Source organism: Agarivorans sp. 2_MG-2023, from assembly GCF_030548085.1.
Classification (GTDB): Bacteria; Pseudomonadota; Gammaproteobacteria; order Enterobacterales; family Celerinatantimonadaceae; genus Agarivorans.
On sequence record NZ_JAUORQ010000002.1, the window covers coordinates 21,942 to 44,664 of the forward strand.

At 44.6% G+C, this 22,723-nt stretch carries 16 protein-coding genes and 2 tRNA genes; 1 reads left to right on the forward strand and 17 read right to left on the reverse strand.

Annotated elements, in window-relative coordinates:
• Positions 1 to 52: 52 nt before the first annotated feature.
• The 10 genes from infB to rlmE all read right to left on the reverse strand — a co-directional run bounded on the left by infB (position 53) and on the right by rlmE (position 10,411).
• Positions 53 to 2,710 carry a translation initiation factor IF-2 gene (gene infB, locus Q4549_RS02820; protein ID WP_303510165.1) on the reverse strand — a complete coding sequence of 886 codons (2,658 nt, stop codon included), beginning with the start codon at positions 2,708 to 2,710 and terminating at the stop codon, positions 53 to 55.
• Between the two features lie 23 nt (positions 2,711 to 2,733).
• Entirely contained in the window at positions 2,734 to 4,230 is a 1,497-nt protein-coding gene (nusA, locus tag Q4549_RS02825; RefSeq protein ID WP_137675436.1) for a transcription termination factor NusA, read from the reverse strand.
• 12 nt (positions 4,231 to 4,242) lie between these two features.
• Complete coding sequence (gene rimP / locus Q4549_RS02830) at positions 4,243 to 4,701, reverse strand: ribosome maturation factor RimP (protein ID WP_137675437.1); 459 nt, start codon at positions 4,699 to 4,701, stop codon at positions 4,243 to 4,245.
• 146 nt (positions 4,702 to 4,847) lie between these two features.
• Positions 4,848 to 4,924: transfer RNA gene (locus Q4549_RS02835), tRNA-Met, on the reverse strand.
• A 53-nt stretch (positions 4,925 to 4,977) separates the two neighbouring features.
• Positions 4,978 to 5,063, reverse strand: a tRNA-Leu gene (locus Q4549_RS02840).
• 5 nt (positions 5,064 to 5,068) lie between these two features.
• Entirely contained in the window at positions 5,069 to 5,413 is a 345-nt protein-coding gene (secG, locus tag Q4549_RS02845; protein WP_137675438.1) for a preprotein translocase subunit SecG, read from the reverse strand.
• A gap of 160 nt (positions 5,414 to 5,573) precedes the next feature.
• Positions 5,574 to 6,911, reverse strand: a complete 1,338-nt coding sequence (gene glmM / locus Q4549_RS02850) for a phosphoglucosamine mutase (protein WP_303549677.1) — start codon at positions 6,909 to 6,911, stop codon at positions 5,574 to 5,576.
• On the reverse strand, positions 6,911 to 7,741 hold the full coding sequence (gene folP / locus Q4549_RS02855; protein ID WP_303549674.1) for a dihydropteroate synthase: 831 nt from the start codon (positions 7,739 to 7,741) through the stop codon (positions 6,911 to 6,913). Before folP ends, glmM begins: the two co-directional genes overlap by 1 nt.
• Before the next feature lie 59 nt (positions 7,742 to 7,800).
• Positions 7,801 to 9,732: an ATP-dependent zinc metalloprotease FtsH gene (ftsH, locus tag Q4549_RS02860; RefSeq protein ID WP_303510149.1), complete on the reverse strand. Its 1,932-nt coding sequence runs from the start codon at positions 9,730 to 9,732 to the stop codon at positions 7,801 to 7,803.
• Positions 9,733 to 9,781: 49 nt separating this feature from the next.
• Entirely contained in the window at positions 9,782 to 10,411 is a 630-nt protein-coding gene (gene rlmE, locus Q4549_RS02865) for a 23S rRNA (uridine(2552)-2'-O)-methyltransferase RlmE (RefSeq protein ID WP_137675442.1), read from the reverse strand.
• A gap of 114 nt (positions 10,412 to 10,525) precedes the next feature.
• On the opposite strand from rlmE, the gene yhbY reads away from it, so the two are divergent.
• The gene (yhbY, locus tag Q4549_RS02870; protein WP_137675443.1) at positions 10,526 to 10,822 is read left to right on the forward strand and encodes a ribosome assembly RNA-binding protein YhbY; all 297 of its coding nucleotides are present in this window, start codon (positions 10,526 to 10,528) and stop codon (positions 10,820 to 10,822) included.
• A 39-nt stretch (positions 10,823 to 10,861) separates the two neighbouring features.
• Here the strand turns inward: yhbY and Q4549_RS02875 are convergent, their stop codons facing one another.
• From Q4549_RS02875 to dapB, 7 genes are all read right to left on the reverse strand, one after another.
• On the reverse strand, positions 10,862 to 11,356 hold the full coding sequence (locus Q4549_RS02875) for a hypothetical protein (RefSeq protein WP_303549671.1): 495 nt from the start codon (positions 11,354 to 11,356) through the stop codon (positions 10,862 to 10,864).
• Between the two features lie 169 nt (positions 11,357 to 11,525).
• Positions 11,526 to 12,134 (reverse strand): HAD family phosphatase, encoded by a 609-nt coding sequence (locus tag Q4549_RS02880; RefSeq protein WP_303510141.1) that lies wholly within the window; start codon positions 12,132 to 12,134, stop codon positions 11,526 to 11,528.
• A 58-nt stretch (positions 12,135 to 12,192) separates the two neighbouring features.
• On the reverse strand, positions 12,193 to 12,669 hold the full coding sequence (greA, locus tag Q4549_RS02885) for a transcription elongation factor GreA (protein ID WP_137675238.1): 477 nt from the start codon (positions 12,667 to 12,669) through the stop codon (positions 12,193 to 12,195).
• 147 nt (positions 12,670 to 12,816) lie between these two features.
• Positions 12,817 to 16,035, reverse strand: a complete 3,219-nt coding sequence (carB, locus tag Q4549_RS02890) for a carbamoyl-phosphate synthase large subunit (protein WP_303549668.1) — start codon at positions 16,033 to 16,035, stop codon at positions 12,817 to 12,819.
• 19 nt (positions 16,036 to 16,054) lie between these two features.
• Positions 16,055 to 17,197, reverse strand: a complete 1,143-nt coding sequence (carA, locus tag Q4549_RS02895) for a glutamine-hydrolyzing carbamoyl-phosphate synthase small subunit (RefSeq protein WP_137675240.1) — start codon at positions 17,195 to 17,197, stop codon at positions 16,055 to 16,057.
• A gap of 316 nt (positions 17,198 to 17,513) precedes the next feature.
• Positions 17,514 to 21,545: a pullulanase-type alpha-1,6-glucosidase gene (gene pulA, locus Q4549_RS02900; protein ID WP_303549665.1), complete on the reverse strand. Its 4,032-nt coding sequence runs from the start codon at positions 21,543 to 21,545 to the stop codon at positions 17,514 to 17,516.
• Between the two features lie 352 nt (positions 21,546 to 21,897).
• Positions 21,898 to 22,710 carry a 4-hydroxy-tetrahydrodipicolinate reductase gene (dapB, locus tag Q4549_RS02905; RefSeq protein WP_303549662.1) on the reverse strand — a complete coding sequence of 271 codons (813 nt, stop codon included), beginning with the start codon at positions 22,708 to 22,710 and terminating at the stop codon, positions 21,898 to 21,900.
• Positions 22,711 to 22,723 lie beyond the last annotated feature (13 nt).

Genomic DNA, 22,723 nt, shown 5'->3' on the forward strand with positions numbered 1-22,723 from the left:
ACACAAATGGGGGCGCAAGCCCCCATCTTAGAGATAATGTATAAACTTACACTTACAGTGTGCGTTTAACTTCTACTATCTCAAATACTTCGATTTGGTCACCAGCGCGCACGTCATTATAGTTCTTCACGCCGATACCACATTCCATGCCGTTACGAACTTCGTTTACGTCATCTTTAAAGCGGCGTAGAGATTCTAGCTCACCTTCATAGATAACCACGTTTTCGCGTAGTACACGGATTGGGTTAGAACGTTTAACTTGACCTTCAAGTACCATACAACCAGCAATAGCGCCCAGTTTAGGTGACTTGAATACGTCGCGAACTTCTGCCAAGCCCATAATCTGCTGTTTGAATTCAGGGGCTAATAGACCCGTCATCGCACTTTTCACTTCATCGATTAAGTCATAAATTACGCTGTAGTAGTGTAAATCTACGCTTTCTGATTCGATGATGCGACGCGCAGTTGCGTCGGCACGAACGTTAAAGCCAAGAACAATTGCGTTAGACGCTGCAGCAAGGGTTGCGTCGGTTTCAGTGATACCACCTACACCACGACCAATGATGTTAACTTTAACTTCTTCTGTAGACAGTTTAGTTAACGAATCTGCAATTGCTTCTAGTGAACCTTGTACATCAGATTTCAGTACAATGTTCAGCTCTTGAACCTCACCTTCTTCCATGTTGGCAAACATGTTTTCTAGTTTAGATTTCTGTTGACGAGCAAGCTTAACATCGCGGAACTTACCTTGACGGTACAAGGCTACTTCACGAGCTTTCTTCTCATCACGAACTACTGTCGCTTCGTCGCCAGCTTGTGGCACACCAGAAAGACCTAAAATCTCTACTGGAATAGACGGACCAGCAGTCTCAATATCTTTACCGTTCTCATCTCTCATAGCACGAATACGACCGTATTCTAAACCACAAAGAATGATGTCACCTCGTTGCAACTGACCATGCTGAACTAAGATAGAAGCAACTGGGCCTCGGCCTTTATCAAGACGAGACTCAATAACCACACCTGAAGCTGCACCAATATGGCTAGCAGTTAGTTCAAGAACGTCTGATTGCAATACAATGGCTTCTAATAAGTCATCGATGCCTTCACCGCTTTTCGCTGATACGTGAATAAACTGAACATCACCACCCCAGTCTTCTGGAATAACTTCATGTTGTGACAATTCATTCTTAACGCGATCAGGATCCGCGCCTTCTTTATCCATTTTGTTTACAGCAACAACCAATGGTACTTCAGCCGCACGAGCGTGCTGAATTGCTTCAACAGTTTGAGGCATTACGCCATCATCTGCAGCAACAACTAACACAACGATATCGGTTGCTTTAGCACCACGAGCACGCATTGAAGTAAACGCAGCGTGTCCAGGAGTATCTAAGAAGGTAACCATGTTACCGTTAGTTTCAACGTGGTAAGCACCAATGTGCTGGGTAATACCACCCGCTTCACCATCGGCAACTTTAGCGCGGCGAATGTAATCAAGTAGCGATGTCTTACCGTGGTCAACGTGACCCATAATGGTAACAACAGGAGCACGTGTAGTTTGCTCGCCAGTTGATTCAGCTTCTTGCATAACTTGTTCTTCAAGTGCGTTTTCTTTTACAAGAACAACTTTATGGCCAAGTTCTTCAGCTACTAAAGTAGCAGTTTCTTGGTCAATCACTTGGTTAATGGTCGCCATGGCGCCCATCTTCATCATCGCTTTTATCACTTCGGTCGCTTTAACGGCCATTTTGTTAGCTAGTTCACCAACAGAAATGGTCTCGCCAATGCGAACGTCACGCTCTACTGGCTGCGCTGGCTTATTGAAGCCATGCTGCATAGCAGAAGGTGTTGCAACCTGACGCTTGTTGCCTTTACGGCCACCGCGGCGATGGTTGTTATCGTCATTTTGCTTAGGCTTACGCTTTTTACGACGTGGCGCTTCAGCTTTTTGCTCTTGCTCATCTTCTGCGGCTCGCGCATAAGTAGAGGTAGTTACGTGGTAGTCTGCTGACTCTTCACGTTTCTTACGAAGCTTTTCTTCTTCGGCCCAACGAGCAGCATTTTCAACTGCCAGCTTTTTAGCTTCTTCAGCCTTTTTCTCGGCGTCGGCTTCAGCTTTAGCAATAGCAGCTTCTTCTTGCTTACGAGCAATATCAGCAGCTTCTTTCTCAGCAGCTAGTTGCTCTGGAGATTTCTCTGCATCAGCTTGCTTAGAGGCTTCTTTCGCTTTAGCGGCGGCAGCTGCAGCGGCGGCAGCTTTCTCTTCACGCTTAACTTTGTCTTCTGCAGCCTGCTTAGCAGCCGCTTCAGCAGCTTGCTTAGCAGCCGCTTCAGCATTAACGCGAGCAGCTTCTTCAGCTTCAATGCGTTCTTTTTCTTCTGCTTCTTGCTTAGCCTGTTCTTCAACAGCGCTACGCTTCACGTATGTGCGTTTCTTGCGAACTTCAACTTGCACAGAGCGTGCTTTACCGCCACCAGTACCAGCAACATTCAAGGTGCTTTTTGTTGTGCGCTTCAAGGTCATACGGCTTGGCGAGCTTTCTTCACCATGCTGTGATTTTAAGTGCTCAAGAAGCTTAGTTTTCTCTTCTTGAGTAACACTATCGGTTAAAGATTTTTTAATACCAGCGTCTGCAAATTGCTGAATTAGTTTATCTTCGTTTGTTCCCACGTCGGTCGCGAGTTGTTTAATTGAAACTTCTGTCATCGGGCTATAATCCTCCGTCGACCTTATTCTTCGTCGCCGAACCAACAAATCTGTCTGGCGGCCATAATCAGTTCGCCGGCTTTTTCTTCCGACAATTCTTCGATATCTTCTAACTCGTCAATGCCCTGCTCTGCAAGGTCTTCCAAGCTAATTACACCTTTACTAGCCAGTACAAACGCAAGGTGGCGTTCCATACCTTCTAGAGCAAGTAATTCTTCACTTGGTTCAGCATTATCTAAAGACTCTTCTTTAGCTAATGCTTCTGTAACGAGTGCTGCTTTAGCACGTTCGCGCAAGGCATTTACCATGTCTTCATCTAGACCTTCAATACTTAGTAACTCGTTAACCGGTACATAAGCAATTTCTTCTAGAGTGGTAAAACCTTCTTCCGCAAGTACTTCAGAGAACTCTTCATCAATATCTAAATATTGTACAAAAGTATCTACCGCTTTTTGTGCTTCAGCTTGATGCTTGCTATTAGCATCTTCAACGGTCATCACGTTAAGTTCCCAACCCGTTAGTTGAGAAGCAAGACGAACATTTTGACCATTGCGACCAATCGCTTGCGCTAAGTTGTCAGCCTCAACAGCAATGTCCATTGAATGACTATCTTCGTCAACGATGATTGAGGCAACTTCAGCTGGCGCCATAGCGTTAATCGCAAACTGTGCTGGGTTATCGTCCCATAACACAATATCTACACGCTCATTGTCCAACTCACCCGATACAGCCTGAACACGCGCGCCGCGCATGCCCACACACGCGCCAACAGGGTCGATACGGCGATCGTTACTTTTCACTGCGATTTTTGCACGAGAACCTGGGTCGCGGGCAGCCGCTTTAAGGTCAATCATTTCTTCAGCAATTTCTGGCACTTCAATGCGGAATAATTCAATCAGCATTTCAGGGCGAGTACGGCTCATAAACAATTGAGCACCACGCGCTTCGGGTTTAACTTCATAAAGTAAACCACGCACTCGGTCACCTGGTCGGAATGCTTCACGGGGAAGCGATTCTTCGCGATGAATCACTGCTTCTGCGTTATTACCTAGGTCAACAATGATATTTTCACGGCTTACCTTTTTAACAACACCTGTTACTAATTCGTTAACTTGATCGAAGTACTGCTCAACCACTTGAGCGCGCTCGGCTTCACGTACTTTTTGTACGATAACTTGCTTAGCAGTTTGTGTAGTAATACGGTCAAATACTACTGACTCAATTTGCTCTTCTACGTAATCACCAAGTTCTTTATCTGGTTCTTCGTATTGGGCAGCTTCTAAAGTAATTTCGCGATATGGGTTCTCAATCGCTTCTTGGTTTTCTACCACCATCCAACGACGGAACGTTTCAAAACTACCGTCCTTACGATCGATATCAACTCGAACTTCGATATCACCTTCATATTTTTTCTTGGTTGCAGTGGCTAAGGCGACTTCCATAGCTTCGAAAATCTTTTCGCGCGGCAACGCTTTTTCGTTAGATACCGCGTCAACAACCAACAAGACTTCTTTGTTCATTCCTGGCCCTCTTTAATCAAACTGGGGAACTAGATGCGCTTTTTGTACGTTACCCAGCGCGATCCGATGTTGTTCTTTGTCTACTGCAAGCACGACAGTGTCGTCTTCCACAGCAATAATTTCACCCTGCCATTTGCGGCGATTGTTTACCGGCATACGTACTTGCAAAAAAGCAATTTCGCCAATAAAACGTTGGTAGTGTTCCGCTTTAAAAAGGGGGCGTTCTAAACCAGGAGATGACACCTCAAGGTTATATTCGGTACTAATTGGATCTTCAACATCCAAAATAGCGCTAGCTTGTCGACTTACGTCGGCGCAGTTATCCACGTTAATACCGTCTTCATGATCAATGAAGATACGTACAATGGAGTGCTTGCCAGCACTAACATATTCAATACCTACCAACTCAAATCCCAGCGCTTCAACCGCTGGAGTAAGCATGTCAGTTAGTCGTTGTTCTACAGTTGCCAAGGTTCCCCTCCAGAAACAAAAAAAGGGCGTAAAAGCCCAGTTCTAGCACCTAAGGTGCGGCGCGAAAATAACAAAAAGCCCCGAATGAAGCGGGGCTTTAAAATTTCTGAGCCTTTTACACTACCCATACCTAAGTATTTGATAGTTGGTTGCGGGAGCCGGATTTGAACCGACGACCTTCGGGTTATGAGCCCGACGAGCTACCAGACTGCTCCATCCCGCGTCCGATTGCCGAGGATTATAACAATCACTCTGACAGTATGCAAAAATAACTATTGGTGCCGAGAGCGGGACTTGAACCCGCACGTCCATAGGACACTACCCCCTCAAGGTAGCGTGTCTACCAATTCCACCACCTCGGCTAAAATTAGTTTGGTACGTCGCTACCTGGACTAGCAGGTGATACCGGTACATCACCATCTTGGATAACTTGTTCTGCTGCAGGTTGCGATAAATCGCCCCACTCATCAACTTGTTGTGTTTGTTTGGCAGAGAGGTTGCCTAACACTAAGCTGATAACAATAAACAAGGTAGCAAAAATGGCCGTTGCTCTAGTTAGGAAGTTACCTGAACCAGAAGAACCAAACACAGTGTTTGACGCGCCAGAACCAAAAGATGCGCCCATGTCGGCACCTTTGCCTTGCTGAATTAACACTAAACCAATTAAGGTTAGCGCTACTACTAAATAAACTACTAATAAAATTTCGTACATTCTCTTTCACCTAAGTCTGGGTCGGCCTTTAATCCGACCGTCATTTAGTGAAACACAAGTCACCAAAGCGGGCGAGATATTAGCGAACCTCTGCGACTAATACAAGCACCAGCTTCAAAAAACTTTTACTCTGTGTTCAACCGTTTAAATATTGTTCGCTTTAATCGCAAGCAACACGTACTGCTTCAGCAATATCGTTTGCGCATTGTTCAACTAATGCGGAATCGGCACCTTCTACCATTACACGCAGCAATGGCTCTGTTCCTGACTTACGCAATAAAACGCGACCAGAATCACCTAACTGCGCTTCGGCTTTTTGCTGGGCCATTTTGACCAAATCGCTACTCAGTGGATCTGATTCGCCTTTAAAACGAACATTCACTAGCAACTGCGGGTATAAAGTCAGCTCGCTTAATAAACCGCGCAAACTTTGCTTTTGCGCCAACATAGCGGCTAGCACCTGTAGTGCAGCAACAATACCATCGCCAGTGGTGGTATGACCTAGGCAAATAATATGGCCTGAGTTTTCGCCGCCGTAGCTCCAGCCTTTTTCAGAAAGCTGCTCCATAACGTAACGGTCACCTACTTTTGCACGGCTAAATGGAATGTCCATATCAGCAAATGCCTGCTCCAGCGCTAAATTACTCATTAACGTACCAACAACACCGCCACTTAGGTGATGGCTTAATTTGGCATCTCGAGCCAAAATGTAGAGGATTTCGTCACCGTCAACTTGCACGCCGTGTTGATCTATCATCATCACGCGGTCGCCATCACCATCAAGAGCAATACCTAAGTCGGCTTTATGCTCTAACACTTGCTCAGCTAATAAGCCGGTATCGGTGGCGCCACATTTCTCATTAATATTAAGCCCGTCTGGCTGATTACCAATCGCGATAACTTCAGCGCCTAACTCACTAAACACTTTAGGTGCGATATGGTAGGTAGCACCATGAGCACAATCGACTACTACTTTTAATCCAGCAAGGCTGAATTTGTTAGGAAATGTACTTTTACAAAACTCAATGTAACGACCTGCTGCGTCTTCGATGCGGCGGGCTTTACCTAACGCCGCAGACTCAACACACGTCATAGGGTTATCAAGCTCAGCTTCAATGGCCAGTTCTACTTCGTCAGGTAATTTGGTGCCACCAGCTGAGAAAAACTTTATGCCGTTGTCGTAGTAAGGGTTATGTGAAGCGCTGATTACAATGCCCGCTTCTGCACGGAAAGTACGCGTCAAATAAGCTACCGCAGGGGTTGGCATAGGGCCAACAAAGCTTGCTTGAACACCCGCTGCCGAAAGCCCAGCTTCTAAGGCCGACTCCAACATATAACCAGAAATACGGGTGTCTTTACCAATTAATACTTTACGCGTTCCAGTACTCGACAATACCTTACCTGCAGCCCATCCTAGTTTTAATGCAAATTCGGGAGTGATTGGGTATTCACCCACTTTTCCACGAACACCATCCGTGCCAAAATATCGTCTTGTCATTACTTACTCATCTGTACTTTAGAAAAAATTGTTAGTGCATCTACCGTTTCTTTAACGTCATGCACACGAAATATGTGGGCTCCTTGTTGAGCCGCTAACACTGCGCCGGTAATACTTGCTGCTAGTAGATTATCTGTCGATGTAGACAATAATTTACCGAACATGCTTTTACGCGACATGCCTGCCAATATGGGCAAACCTAACTGTTTAAACTCACTCAGTTGAGCTAACAGCTGAAAATTATGGTCAAGAGTTTTACCAAATCCAAAACCAGGGTCAACTATTATATTCGATTGGCAAATACCTGCCGCAACACAGCTCTCAACTCGCTGCTTTAGGTAAGTGATTACTTCGCTAATAACATCTTGGTATTCAGGATTTGCTTGCATAGTGCGCGGTTGCCCCTGCATGTGCATCAAACACACGGGTACATTTAAGCTAGCGGCTACCTCTAAAGCACCGGGTTTGCTTAAAGCACAAACATCATTAATGATATCGGCACCGGCTGTAACGGCCTGCAGCATCACTTCAGGTTTGTTGGTATCAATAGAAACTAAACACTCGAAGCGTTGCTTGATCTCGGAGATGAGACTCACGGTTCTATCTAACTCATCATCAAGACTTACCTCAGCAGCGCCAGGGCGAGTCGACTCGCCACCAACGTCTATTATATCAGCCCCTTCCTCCAGCATTTGCTCTACGCGCGCTAACGCCTGCTGACGAGCGAAATAGCTGCCACCATCTGAAAAAGAATCTGGAGTGATATTAAGAATGCCCATAGTCACCGGTCGAGAAAACTGATGAGGACCAATATTGAATGCTTGAGTCATATTTTTTACTTACAAAAAAGCCCTGCAAGCAACTTACAGGGCTAAAACATTATTACCAATTACTGTGCTGGGTCTTCACCTACAGTTTTTGGTTGTTCAGGTGTCTCGGCCTTTGGCTCATCGCCCTTGTCGTTAGACTCTGGCGGAGTACTTGGCTTATCTGAATCATCCCAATCAGCAGGTGGACGCGGTGTTTTGCGTTCCATCAAGTCATCGATTTGCTTAGCATCAATAGTTTCGTACTTCATCAACGCATCTTTCATGGAATGTAATACATCCATATTTTCGTTGAGTAATGCTTCTGAGCGCTTGTAGTTACGATCAATCACCGCTCGAATTTCTAAATCGATAGCCTTAGCTGTATCGTCAGACATATGCTTAGTCTTAGCAGCGCTGCGACCTAAGAACACTTCGCCTTCTTCGTCAGCGTACAGTAACGGTCCCATAGAGTCAGATAAGCCCCACTGGGTAACCATTTTACGTGCAATTTCAGTCGCGCGTTCAATGTCGTTACTCGCCCCTGTAGACACTTTCTCATCGCCGTAGATAATGCGCTCAGCTAATCGACCACCGTAGAGACTAGAAATCATACTCTCTAGGTGTTGCTTGCTATGACTCACTCGATCTTGTTCAGGTAAGTACATCGTGACACCTAAAGCTCGACCCCGTGGAATGATGCTTACTTTATAAACAGGATCGTGCTCAGGCACTAAGCGCCCAACAATAGCATGACCCGCTTCATGGTATGCAGTCATCTCTTTCTCAGCTTCAGTCATCACCATAGATTTACGCTCAGCGCCCATCATGATTTTGTCTTTGGCTTTTTCAAACTCTTCCATTGAAACAGTACGTTTGCTACCACGAGCAGCAAATAGCGCAGCTTCGTTTACTAGGTTAGCTAAATCAGCACCAGAGAAACCTGGAGTACCACGCGCAATAACTGCAGCATCTACGCCATCACCTAGAGGAACTTTGCGCATGTGCACTTTAAGAATCTGCTCACGTCCGCGAATATCAGGCAGACCTACGGTTACTTGACGGTCAAAACGACCTGGACGCAGTAAAGCTGGATCTAATACATCTGGGCGGTTCGTTGCAGCGATAACAATAATACCTTCGTTACCCTCAAAGCCGTCCATTTCTACGAGCATTTGGTTAAGAGTTTGCTCACGTTCATCGTGACCACCACCTAAACCTGCGCCACGTTGGCGACCGACCGCATCAATTTCGTCGATGAATATAATACAAGGTGCCGACTTTTTAGCTTGTTCAAACATGTCGCGCACACGTGATGCACCCACACCCACAAACATTTCTACAAAATCAGAACCAGAGATAGTAAAGAACGGTACTTTAGCTTCCCCAGCAATAGCTTTGGCTAATAGGGTTTTACCTGTACCTGGAGGGCCTACCATCAAAATACCAGTAGGGATTTTACCACCTAACTTTTGGAATTTAGTCGGGTCGCGCAGATAATCAACCAGCTCACTGACTTCTTCTTTCGCTTCATCACAACCTGCAACATCAGCAAAAGTAGTCTTAATTTGGTCTTCGCTCATCAAGCGCGCTTTACTTTTACCAAATGACATCGCGCCTTTACCGCCACCGCCTTGCATCTGACGCATAAAGAAGATCCAAACACCAATCAGCAATAGCATTGGGAACCACGAAATAAAGATAGAAGTTAACAAGCCTTGTTCTTCTGGCTGCTCACCCAATACCTTCACGTTGTGATTAATAAGATCATTTAACAGGTCTTTATCATGCAGAGGAATGATTGTGCTGAACTGTTCACCAGTACGCTTGATGCCTCGAACATCTTGCCCACTGATTCTCACTTCGCGGATCTGTTCTTGATTCACTTCCTTAACAAAGGTGGAATAATCCATTTGCCGACCACTGTTTGAATCAGGGCTAAAGCTTTGGAATACAGACATCAAAACCACTGCTATTACTAGCCATAGAATCAGATTTTTTGCCATGTCACTCAAGACGTAAACCTCACCGGTTATATTTAAATAAGAATTATTAGCTAGCCTACTATAGTTTAAAGCCACTAGCCACTATATAGACTTCTCTAGAGCGAGCTCTAGAAGAGTCAGGTTTGCGTGTTTTTACGCTGGTAAACATAGAACGTACTTCTTGTAGGTATTGATCAAAACCTTCGCCTTGAAATACCTTAACGGCAAAACACCCTTTAGGTGCAAGTACTTCTCGACACATCTCTAATGCTAGTTCAACCAAGTACATTGCACGCGATTGATCAACATTATTGTTGCCGCTCATGTTTGGCGCCATATCAGACAACACAACATCAACTTTTTTCTCGCCTACTCGCTCAAGCAAAGCGTTAAGTACATCTTCCTCACGGAAATCGCCACATAGAAAATCTACGCCCGCAATCGGATCCATTGGTAAAATGTCACACGCAATAACATGTCCGTCTAGACCCACCTGTTCTACACAGTATTGCGACCAACCACCCGGGGCGGCGCCTAAGTCCACAACTGTCATGCCAGGTTTAAGTAATTTGTCTTTATTTTGAATTTCTTCAATTTTAAATACAGCGCGCGAACGCAGACCTAGCTTTTGCGCTTTTTGTACATAGTGGTCGTCGAAATGTTCGGTTAACCAGCGTTTAGAACTGGCTGTATGTTTTTTATTGGTCACAAATTGTTTCCACTATAGTTACAAAACCACACGGTATGTTGATTATAAAATAGTATTAAGACTTAGATGGCGCTAGAATGTGCTTTTTTCAACCCCGAGTAAGCAGAAAGTTTCATGCAACTGACTAACAAACAAAAACAACACCTGAAATCCTTGGCTCATAACCTAAAGCCAGTTGTGATGCTTGGGTCTAATGGGCTAACCGAAGGGATTTTGGCAGAAATAGAGCTGGCCTTAGAGCACCATGAATTAATCAAGGTGAAAATTGCCACTGACGATAGAGAAATGAAGCAATTAATTGCAGACACTATCGTAAGTAAAGCAGAGGCAGCAAAAGTTCAAGTGATTGGACATATCTTGGTCATTTACCGTCCTAGCGACGCTAAGAAAATCGAACTACCAAGAAAATAAAAAAAGCGGCTTTAGCCGCTTTTTTTTAACTCATTAACCTTAAACGGCTAACGCAACACTTTGATAAGGTTCTGGCTGTGGTTCTTCATTTCCCCCACCATACTTGGCATAAAACTCGGCAATCGCTAATTGTTGATTAACTTGCTTTTGCTGCTCTAAGTTACTGTTTATGCTTTCTAAGGCTTTGTAGCTAACGGGATTGCTGCCACTATTTTTAGAGTCGTTTCCGGTAGCGCTAGTGTAATAAGTATCGAGTAAATTCTGCTGGTGATTCACCGCCGACACACCCACTACAACATTACGTTTAGCATCAATCTCTGCTTGCTGTTTTTGCTGATAACTGGCTACTTCCCCGCCAACATACAAGCGAGCATTACGTTGTTCTTCAGGGCTTAATTGGTCATATTCGTCAGAAATCTTATCAACAATATCACCATAATTGGGACTGCTTTGAGAGGACGTAACTGAACTAGTTGACGAGGTACTAGGCTGCGGATATTGGTAGACCGAGCTTGAGTTGACTTGCATTGACATTAATTCACCTCTAAATCAGTTAAAAAGCAACCAATCCTTGGCGAACTTCTGCACTATAACAAATGCTTAGCGCGTGTACAATTAATAAGCTAGATATCTACAATAAGTCAAATGAATAACTTAGGTCTGCATCGATTAAGCAGTAAATAACTCCCTGATCACCGGTAAATTAAGAATTTACCGCCATAAAAGCATCTAACTTCATATCTTTAACTAGGACACAGTCCATACCTGCGTTATGCGCAGCTTGTAGGCCAAATGGCGTATCTTCAAATACCAAGCAACGTTGCGGAGCAACACCTAGTTGTTTAGCCACTTGAAGAAAGGTATCAGGCTCGGGCTTATGGGCTTGCACATCTTCAGCACAAACCATCGCTTCAAAGTATTGAGCCAAATCTAAGTTGCTAATAATTCTCTGCATGTTTACTCGCTCTGCACCCGTGCCTAAGCCAAGCTTTTTAGTTTGTTGAAACTCTGCTAGCAATTGACAGCTCGCATCGATGCGGGACACTTTCTGCCACAAAGCATCAAACCCTGCACGCTTATCTTGAAGCAGACGCTCTCCATCAATATTCACCTTAAAGTGCTGTTGATACTGATCAGCAATTTTTAAGGTCGGCATTCCACCACGCTGGGCAACAAAATCAATATGCACTGGCAGCTGCTGCTTAAGCAAGGCTTGCTCCCAAGCGGACAAATGCGCAGGCATGGAGTCTACTAGGGTGCCATCCATATCGAAAATTAAGGCATCGTATTTAGCGTAATCAATGGTTAACACAAACTTTCTCCCATAAAAAACGCAGCCTTATAGCTGCGTTTTTTGAATGACTTAAATACTAGATGTATTCAACGCCAGTAATTTCGTATTCTACTTCGCCACCCGGTGTAGATACCGTCACTTCATCTTCAACACTTTTGCCTATAAGTCCGCGAGCAATTGGAGAATTTACCGAGATGCGGTTTTGCTTAATATCGGCTTCGTCATCACCCACGATGGCGTAGGTGACTTCTTTATCGGTGTCCAAATTTAGCAAATTCACAGTGGCGCCAAAGATCACTTTGCCCACATTGTTAATTTTGGTTACGTCGATAACCTGCACGTTGCTCAGCTTGCCTTCAATGTCTTGAATTCGACCTTCACAAAAGCCTTGCTGCTCACGAGCTGCATGATATTCAGCGTTTTCTTTTAAATCGCCATGCTCACGCGCTATCGCAATATCTTCAATAATTTTAGGTCTAACAACTGTCTTTAAGTGTTCTAGCTCTTCGCGTAATAGCGTTTCGCCGCGCACCGTCATAGGAACTGGTTTCATATCTACTAACTCAATCAAACTGAAAAAACAGAAAAAAATTTGGCTGTCGAAGACAGCCAAATTTCCTTGTACTAATAATTGCAGTGTAACGCTATTTCACGCTGCGGTGAAGATCTTCACCGCTTTAGGCGCAACAATAGTCACCGATTAGATGATGCGTTTATGCAATTCTTGAACAGATGTCACAGTACCGCGGTCATCAGCTGTGTGTGCTTGGCAAGTTGCAAATGCACCATTTAAGGTAGTGGTGTAGTTAACTTTTTGCGCTAAGGCTGCACGACGTAACTGACGAGAATCTTCAATAGATTTGCGCCCTTCGGTAGTGTTAATCACGTAGCTATACTCGCCATTTTTCAAACGGTCGAGAATATGTGGACGCCCTTCATGCACCTTGTTCACTAAGCGAGGATTAATCCCTGCTTCGCCAAGGGCAACTGCTGTGCCGTGTGTAGCATCTAGCTCATAACCAAGCTCTAATAACTTACCGGCAAGCTCTGCTACACGTTTCTTGTCTGAGTTACGCACTGATAACAGTACACGACCACTCTTAGGGCCATCGTTACCAATACCTAATTCAGCTTTTGCGTAAGCTTCTGCAAAAGTGTCACCTACACCCATCGCTTCACCCGTAGAGCGCATTTCTGGGCCTAAGATAGGGTCTACACCGTGGAACTTGTTGAATGGCAGTACCACTTCTTTCACTGAGTAGAACGGTGGGATCACTTCTTTAGTAATTCCCTGCTCAGCCAAAGAAACACCCGCCATTACCCGCGCGGCTACTTTTGCGATGGGTACGCCAGTGGCTTTAGATACAAACGGTACAGTACGTGCAGCACGAGGGTTAACTTCGATAAGGTAAATCTCATCGTCTTTAACCGCGAACTGAGTATTCATTAAGCCAATTACACCAAGCTCAAGAGCTAACGCGCGAACTTGTTCACGCATGCGGTCTTGAATTTGTGGGCTCAAGGTATATGCCGGTAATGAACACGCAGAATCACCCGAGTGAACACCTGCTTGCTCGATATGCTCCATAATGCCGCCAATCACTACATCTTTACCATCACAGATGGCATCAATGTCAATTTCAACAGCATCGTTTAAGAAACTATCAAGTAGTACTGGCGAATCATTAGATACGCTTACCGCCTCTTTAAAGTAACGGCGTAGGTCAATTTCGTCGTAGACGATTTCCATCGCTCGGCCGCCCAATACATAAGATGGACGAACAACCAATGGATAACCGATGCGCTCGGCAGAAATAACCGCTTCTTCGGTAGTGGTAACTGTGTCATTTTCTGGCTGTTTAAGCTTCAAGCGGTCTACAGCTAGCTGGAAACGCTCACGGTCTTCGGCGCGGTCAATCGCATCTGGAGAAGTACCAATAATTGGTACACCAGCCGCTTCTAGTTCGCGCGCTAGCTTAAGTGGCGTTTGACCACCGTATTGAACAATAACGCCCGTAGGCTGTTCAACACGTACAATTTCTAATACGTCTTCCAGCGTAACTGGCTCAAAGTACAAACGATCTGAGGTATCGTAATCGGTAGAGACTGTCTCTGGGTTACAGTTAACCATAATGGTTTCGTAACCGTCTTCACGCATAGCGAGTGCCGCGTGAACACAACAATAATCAAACTCAATACCTTGGCCAATACGGTTAGGACCGCCGCCTAGCACCATGATTTTTTTGTTATTCGATGGCTTCGCTTCACACTCTTCATCGTAAGTTGAGTACATGTAAGCAGTATCGGTAGCAAATTCTGCAGCACAGGTATCTACGCGCTTGTAAACGGGTAACACCTCTAAACGATGGCGCAGTTTACGCAACTCTTTTTCAGACACGCCCGTTAGCTTGGCTAAACGCGCGTCAGCAAAACCTTTGCGCTTAAGTTTACGCATCATTACTGCGTCTAAACTAGCAACGCCATCTTTAGCAACTTGCTGCTCAAGTAATATGATGTCTTCGATTTGTACCAAGAACCAACGATCGATATTCGTTAAGCCAAAGATATCTTCTACACTCATGCCGGCACGGAATGCGTCAGCAATGTACCAAATACGATCACACCCTACGTTTTGTAGTTCGTGACGAATGGTTTCAATAGCGTCAGGGGCATTTAAGTCAACGATAGGATCAAATCCATCAACGCCAACTTCTAAGCCACGTAAGGCTTTTTGTAGAGACTCTTGTTGGTTACGACCAATCGCCATCACTTCGCCTACAGACTTCATTTGCGTGGTTAAGCGATCGTTAGCACCAGCAAATTTTTCGAAGTTAAAGCGAGGAATTTTTGTAACAACGTAATCAATTGAAGGCTCAAACGATGCAGGTGTTTGACCACCCGTAATATCGTTTTGCAGTTCATCAAGGGTGAAACCAACAGCCAGCTTCGCAGCAATTTTAGCGATTGGAAAACCGGTAGCTTTAGAAGCAAGCGCAGATGAACGCGATACACGCGGGTTCATCTCAATAATCACCATACGGCCAGTATTAGGACAAATACCAAACTGTACGTTTGAACCGCCAGTTTCTACACCAATCTCACGCAAAACAGCCAAAGAGGCGTTACGCATTAACTGGTATTCTTTATCTGACAAAGTTTGAGCTGGTGCTACTGTGATTGAGTCACCAGTGTGCACACCCATAGGGTCAAAGTTTTCAATGGCACATACAATGATGCAGTTGTCGTTTTTATCACGAACCACTTCCATCTCGTATTCTTTCCAGCCAATTAAGCTTTCATCAATCAGCAATTCACTGGTTGGCGAAAGATCTAAACCGCGAGTACAAATTTCATCGAATTCTTCTTTGTTATAAGCTATACCGCCACCGGTGCCACCCATAGTGAAAGAAGGACGAATAATACAGGGAAAGCCAACTTCGTCTAATACGCTGTAAGCTTCTTCCATTGTGTGTGCAATACCGGCATTTGGACATGCCAAACCGATACTTTTCATGGCTTTATCGAAACGGCTACGGTCTTCGGCTTTATCAATTGCGTCAGCGGTAGCGCCAATCATTTCAACATTGTATTTTTCTAGTACGCCTTTGCTTTCTAGCTCAAGTGCACAGTTTAATGCTGTTTGACCGCCCATAGTGGGTAATACGGCGTCTGGGCGTTCTTTTTCAATAATGCGCTCAACCACTTCCCAATGAATAGGTTCGATGTATGTAGCATCGGCCATTTCAGGATCTGTCATGATGGTAGCGGGGTTAGAGTTAACCAAAATAACTCGGTAGCCCTCTTCGCGTAGCGCTTTACAAGCCTGAGCGCCAGAGTAATCAAACTCACAAGCTTGGCCGATGACAATTGGGCCTGCGCCCAATATTAAAATGCTTTTTATATCATTACGTTTTGGCATAAGTTCTGCTGCTCTCTACCTACGCTTGGCCGTTAAGGCGCTGCTCGATTAATTCAATGAAATGGTCAAACAATGGTGCTGCATCATGCGGACCAGGGCTCGCTTCAGGGTGACCCTGGAAGCTAAACGCAGGCTTATCGGTGCGATGAATCCCTTGTAAGCTCTGGTCGAACAATGAGAAGTGAGTCATTGTAAGGTTTTCAGGTAAGGTCTTTTCATCAACAGCAAAACCATGGTTTTGCGCAGTAATCATTACCCGGTTGTGTTCAATATCTTTAACCGGGTGGTTACCACCATGATGACCAAATTTCATTTTCACTGTTTTAGCGCCACTGGCTAAAGCAAGAATTTGATGGCCTAAACAAATACCGAATACTGGAATATCAGTTTCTAAGAAAGTTTTCACTGCAGCAATGGCATAATCACATGGTTCTGGATCACCTGGTCCGTTTGATAAGAAGATACCATCTGGCTTAAGTGCTAGTACTTCTTCAGCTGGTGTTTGTGCAGGAACAACCGTAAGTTTACAACCTCGGTCCACTAACATACGCAAAATATTACGTTTAACACCGAAATCGTAAGCAACCACGTGAAACTTACTGTCTTCACTGTCGGCCGGTAAGCCGTCAACCAAGTCCCAGCTACCTTGCTTCCATGTATAGGTTTCTTTAGTGGTAACTTCTTTAGCTAAATCCATGCCTTTAAGGCCAGGGAATCCTTTAGCAGAAGCCAAGGCTAGAGCCTCATCTAAGTCATCACCCGCTACTACACAACCAGCTTGCGCGCCCTTTTCTCGAAGTATGCGGGTTAGCTTGCGGGTATCGATGTCAGCGATACCAACTACGTTACGCGACTCTAGGTATTCACTTAAGCTTTGTTGACTACGGAAGTTACTCGCAACCAAAGGCAAATCTCGAATCACTAAACCACAAGCATGGATAGCGTTCGATTCTTCATCTTCGGGGGTCGTACCATAGTTACCAATATGTGGGTAAGTGAGGGTGACTATTTGGCGAGCATATGAGGGGTCAGTTAAAATTTCTTGGTATCCAGTCATCGAAGTATTAAAAACGACTTCTCCAACGGCGGAACCATTGGCTCCGATTGCGGTTCCACGGAACACGGTACCGTCTTCTAATACCAGCAGCGCTGATTTGCTCAAGGCAACCTCCTAACAAAGAACTGTCGACACGACAAAGTTGAACTAAGGTTAAAATTTAGTCCAATACGATAAAAATTTGGCAAATTCCGCGGATTATAGAAGAGATACTCAGAAAGGTCTATCAATTTTTATACAAACTTATAAAAATAAAGCACTAACGAAAGAATTTGGACATAAGCCTTAAAAAAGCATATTTACCTAGCAAGATAGGGTTTCTTGGCATAGCTACAAGCTGGAAAATTGAATCGACAAATGATCATAAAAAAACCAGCCCCGAAGAGCTGGTTATTATCACATAATCTTTCTAGCTTAGAGCTTATTCACCACTACATTCCTGAATGATGAAGTCACCAGCTACGCCAGATTCAACAGAAGTATCAATCATCATTTTGAATGACCAAGTTCCATCTTCTAATGTCACTGTGTTGTTGCTTTGACCACCATCACCTTTAGTAATGTCGTAGTTAAGTTCTGCTTGCAGTGCAGCAGGAACACCTTCGCCATCGGCTACAAAGTATTGGCTAGTCCAGCTTCCGTCACCAGAGGCGATTTTAAACTGTGCTGAGCCACTGTGTGCAACAACAGCTTGGTAGACTTCTTTGTCACCGTCCATGCCTTTGTATAACATTTGGTAAGCAGAATCTGCTTCCCAGCCAGTTAAGTCACCTCGTACATAATGTGCTTCAGAAATAGTGCCACCTTCTTGTACAGGTAAATTAGTACATTCAGCGGCAGCTTCTTCAAAAGTCACAGTTACGATTGGGTTGTTAACATCGCTAGCATTAAAGCTAATATGGTAAATACCAGCTTCGGTAAAGTTGGCTGCAATGTTGCCATTGGCATCACCAGTACAAATAGTCAGTGCTTGATCAACTGCTAACTCATCATCACCACTACACACAGAGTACTTGTTATCCCATGTGTCGTTGTTAGTGAACAACAAACCGTTTGGCGCAAAGGCAGCTGAACCATCATAGTTCAGGCTTATCTTGTAAACACCATTTGCATCAAACGCTAGAGCGTTATCAAGATCCCAATGCTCTGAGTAACCACGTAGGTAAACCACGTTGTCACCAAATGGTGGGATTGCACTTAAGTCTTTGTTAGAAGTATCTACAGGAAGACCTGTGCCACGAGCACCATCTCTTGGTTGAACAAATACTGCTGTAGTACGAGCAGGTACCGTAAAGCTTGCGCCAGTAAAGCTTGCGCCCATTACGACAGAGTCAGCTGAAGCTTGTTGAACCTCATGCAACTCAAAACCAGTTGCGCCAGTTACTTCAAACTCTTGCTCTTCATCAGTGGCGTTTAAAACCACTACAATCGCATCATTGTTTGCGTCTAAATCGTCGCCAGCACCCGTGCCGTTATCGATAGACATAACAATTAAGCCCTGTACCTGCTCTGCACCTACGTTGCGGAAGTCAACACGAGCTTGAACATCTTCAGCTGTAGTTAAGCGGAACAAGTCACTGCTAGAGCGGATAGTGAGCATTTCCAAGAATTGAGCTTTAGCTAACGCAATATCAGCTTCGGCTGGCTTCGTTGAATCATCAGCAATAATAGTCTTAATTAGATCCCAGTTATCGCCATCTTTGTCCGCACGAGGAAGACCCACATTCCAGTTATTGTCTGAACCGTCAAACCTTACACGGTTAAACCAATCGCCTGAATCGTAACTATCACGCTGCATAGACTTAGAGCGCAGTAATTCAGAACCCATGTGAACAAACGGAATACCTTGGCCAAACATCACCGTTGATAAGCTAACGGCTTGCATACGCGAGCGGTCTGCAGGTGAGGTACCAGTAGATGCTTTATACGCGTTGTTATCCCACAAAGTCTGGTTATCGTGCTTAGACACATAAGAGATATTCTCTGATGGGATTAAGGTATAACCAGCAGGAGCACCGTTATAGTTAACATCTTGGCCTCGTTTAGTATTGCCTTTCGAGTCAAGTAAAATGAATTTTTGCAAGTTACCTGCCATACCAACACGGATTAAGTCTTGATTATGAAGGGCGTCTACACGGTAAGCTTCAGCATCTGTATTAAGATCATTTAAGGTATCAGCATTACCAAAACCTTGAGTTTTACGAATACCTTCACCGCTATCAAATGGGCTACCACCACGAACAGCATCACGTAAACGGTCAGAGAAAGTACCAATCTCAGTACCAGCCATGTTCCACTGTGTAGCTTGTTCAAAACGAGCGTTATTGGCTACTTCACCAAAATCCCAACCTTCGCCGTAGAACAATGTATCAGGGTCTACTACGCGAACAGCTTCTAGAGAATCAACCATCAAATCTTTTGGTTGGTGCCCCATTAAATCAAAGCGGAAACCATCTACTTTGTAAGCCTCTGACCAAGTAACTAATGAATCGGTCATCAGTTTACCCATCATTAGGTTTTCAGTAGCGGTGTTATCACAACAAGTTGACTGCTCCACTCCACCGGTGTTTGCGTCACGACGGTGGTAGTATCCTGGGACAATTTTATCTAAAACAGACTTGTCATTAACGCCAGAAGCATTGGTATGGTTATATACAACATCCATAACAATTTTAAGACCCATGCCATGAGTGGCTCTAACCATTTCACGGAACTCTAAAATACGGGTAGTGCCTTCAGCATCAGAAGCGTAACTTCCTTCAGGAACGGTGTAATGGAACGGGTCGTAGCCCCAGTTAAAGCTATCAAGGCCACGTAGGTCGTTCATTAACGATTGCGCGTCACCAGTAGCAGGGTCAAAGCTTTCTAACTTGGCTTCAATAGTGCCGGAAGCGCTTGCGCAGTAGTCATCTGTTTTCTCAATCGCTGCACATAGATCAGCTAATGGTGCATCGATGTCGATGGCATTTTCTTCATCAACTGTTGCTATATCGAAAGCAGGAAGAATATGTAAGGTTGTTAATCCGGCATCTTTAAGCGCTTGTAGGTGAGTCACTGACTCACGTTCAGATTCGGTTAACGCTAAGTATTTGCCGTTATTAGCGGCAGTACCTTGGGTATCGCTTACACTAAAGTCGCGTAAATGAGACTCGTATAATACATGGTCAACATCTTCAGCCATTTCTGGGCGAGTATAATTGTCCCAATCAGCAGGTTTGAGTTCTGTAGCATCTAAGTCAACAACTAATGAATACAATGAGTTAGTTGAAAGTGCTAATGAGTATGGGTCTGTAACCATACGTGTTTCAATTTTCTTCGTCGTTGGGTGATATACCGTTACTTCGTAACGATAGTATTTACCCACAACACCAGATTGGTCAGCAGACCAAACACCGTTTGCAGCTTCAGTCATCGTTACAGCTTCACCAGCTGAAGTCATGTCTTCATTGTACATGTACAATTTAACGCTTTGAGCCGTAGGCGCCCAAACTTTAAAGCTTACGTCATCACCGCTAACTACCGCACCAAGCTCAGCAGCTAATGCACCACCATCACCTTTCACGAATACTTCGTCAATTACACCTGGTTTTTGAACTTGTGTAGCTGCCGTTGCAACGCCTTCTGCGTCCATCGCTACTACTACGATTTGGCTTTTCAGAATAGCTTTAAGGGTTGCATCATCTACTTCAATGGCTGCTGCTGATAAACCAGATAAGTGAGGGAAACGTGCTTTAGCATCGTCTGTTAGAGTTCCAGCTGATAAAGCAACCGCAGTACCGCCTGTTACCTCTTTAGTATCAGGGTCCATCTCTATGCCATTTGCAGGGTCATAGCGGAGCTCTAATTGAGTTGCACTACCAGCAGATTCCCAAGCGATAGTGCCAGCATCTACCCAGTGAGCTTTAGCACCATCAATGGCAACTGGACGTTCCGCGATTGGAGCATAGAATAGCTCGCTGCTACCATGGAAACCAAATATGCCTTTATCTGCGTCTAATTTAGTCAGCTCAACCTTCAAGTTGCTACTGCCAAAGCCGCGATCATCACCACTATGTAAAATGAAGTTCATACACTCATGTGGATCCGATGCGCCAGCGTCTACTTTTAGTACATAATACGCACCGTAGGTTTCACTGATACCGGTAGCCATCATTGGCGAAGCCCAGTCAGTGCCACCATCAGCAATTCCCATACCTGCTAAATCTGTGCTGGTACAGCCTTCACCATTCCATAAGTGTAAGCCCCAACCTTCATATGCAGACTCATCAACCTTGGCATGAGCTTCGTCGCGCTTGTAGTAAATGACAACTTCGTTTTCCCCTGCTGGGTGCAAGCCATCAATAACGCCACCGCCACCAGGTGTGGTGTCGTCATCACTTCCACATGCTGCAAGTAATGCTGTTGCTAGAACGGGCATGGTAAGCCTTGCTAGCTTACTAATTTTTATATCCATGTCAGCCTTTCCTTTCCTATTACTGAACCGATATTCAGCAAATTAATGTTTTTATGTGTAAATTTTTTTTTGCTCTCGCCTTCCATTGGACGAGATGCACATAAGGTAGGATTTCGGGCAAAAAAGGACTGTGACGACAACGTAACTTTGGGTAACACAATGTTACATAGCAGTGTTTTTTATAGGCTTTGTGAGACTGCTCAAAGAACATAATTCTTGAAAACGGTTTCATAAAAACCCTTGATAACGCTTTCAAGATGTTTAGCCGAATAAAATACTATGTGGAATTAAGTTAGAAATAAAAAAACGCCGCATAGCGGCGTTATTTAATAAGCGGAAGAACGAGTATCAATTAGTCGTTTAAATCCAATACGTCTCGCATGTTAAACAAACCCTTAGGTTTATCTTGTAACCAAACGGCAGCTCTTACGGCACCATTAGCAAAAGTCATTCTGCTAGAGGCTTTATGGGTTATTTCTACACGTTCGCCAATATCGGCAAACATGGCAGTATGCTCGCCCACTAAATCACCAGCGCGAATAGTCGCAAACCCAATTGTTTCTCTGTCGCGCTCACCGGTAATACCTTCTCGGCCATATACTGCAACTTTCTTTAAATCTCGGCCAAGTGTATCTGCAATCGCTTCGCCCATGCCTAGAGCGGTCCCAGAAGGAGCATCAACTTTATGGCGATGATGACCTTCAATAATCTCAATATCGGTGTAATCACCCATCACTTTGGCAGCAACTTCTAGCAGCTTAAATACTAAATTCACTCCAACACTCATGTTAGGCGCAAACATAATCGCGATATCTTCAGCGGCATCAGCTAATTCTTGTTTTTGTGCGTCACTAAAACCGGTCGTGCCAATAACCATTTTCTTACCATTTTCTCGGGCCCAAGCAAGGTGTGCGAGTGTAACGACGGGTGCGGTAAAATCGATGATAACGTCAATGTTGTCTTTAGCTTGTTCAATACTGTCCACGATAGCGATGTCGAGTTTACCTAAACCAGCCAACTCACCAGCATCAACACCAATTAAACTAGAGCCAGGGCGCTCTGTGGCGGCGCCTAAAGTGGTGGCTGAACTTTCATTTACTGCTTCCAGTAAATTTTTGCCCATTCGTCCATTACATCCAACAATCGCTACTCTTACTGGCGACATAACTATTCTCCTT

Coding starts and splice junctions, on each gene's coding strand:
- infB (WP_303510165.1), bottom strand. CDS start 2,710: ATGACAGAAGTTTCAATTAAACAACTCGCGACCGACGTGGGAACAAAC.
- nusA (WP_137675436.1), bottom strand. CDS start 4,230: ATGAACAAAGAAGTCTTGTTGGTTGTTGACGCGGTATCTAACGAAAAA.
- secG (WP_137675438.1), bottom strand. CDS start 5,413: ATGTACGAAATTTTATTAGTAGTTTATTTAGTAGTAGCGCTAACCTTA.
- glmM (WP_303549677.1), bottom strand. CDS start 6,911: ATGACAAGACGATATTTTGGCACGGATGGTGTTCGTGGAAAAGTGGGT.
- folP (WP_303549674.1), bottom strand. CDS start 7,741: ATGACTCAAGCATTCAATATTGGTCCTCATCAGTTTTCTCGACCGGTG.
- yhbY (WP_137675443.1), top strand. CDS start 10,526: ATGCAACTGACTAACAAACAAAAACAACACCTGAAATCCTTGGCTCAT.
- Q4549_RS02875 (WP_303549671.1), bottom strand. CDS start 11,356: ATGTCAATGCAAGTCAACTCAAGCTCGGTCTACCAATATCCGCAGCCT.
- greA (WP_137675238.1), bottom strand. CDS start 12,669: ATGAAACCAGTTCCTATGACGGTGCGCGGCGAAACGCTATTACGCGAA.
- carB (WP_303549668.1), bottom strand. CDS start 16,035: ATGCCAAAACGTAATGATATAAAAAGCATTTTAATATTGGGCGCAGGC.
- pulA (WP_303549665.1), bottom strand. CDS start 21,545: ATGGATATAAAAATTAGTAAGCTAGCAAGGCTTACCATGCCCGTTCTA.
- dapB (WP_303549662.1), bottom strand. CDS start 22,710: ATGTCGCCAGTAAGAGTAGCGATTGTTGGATGTAATGGACGAATGGGC.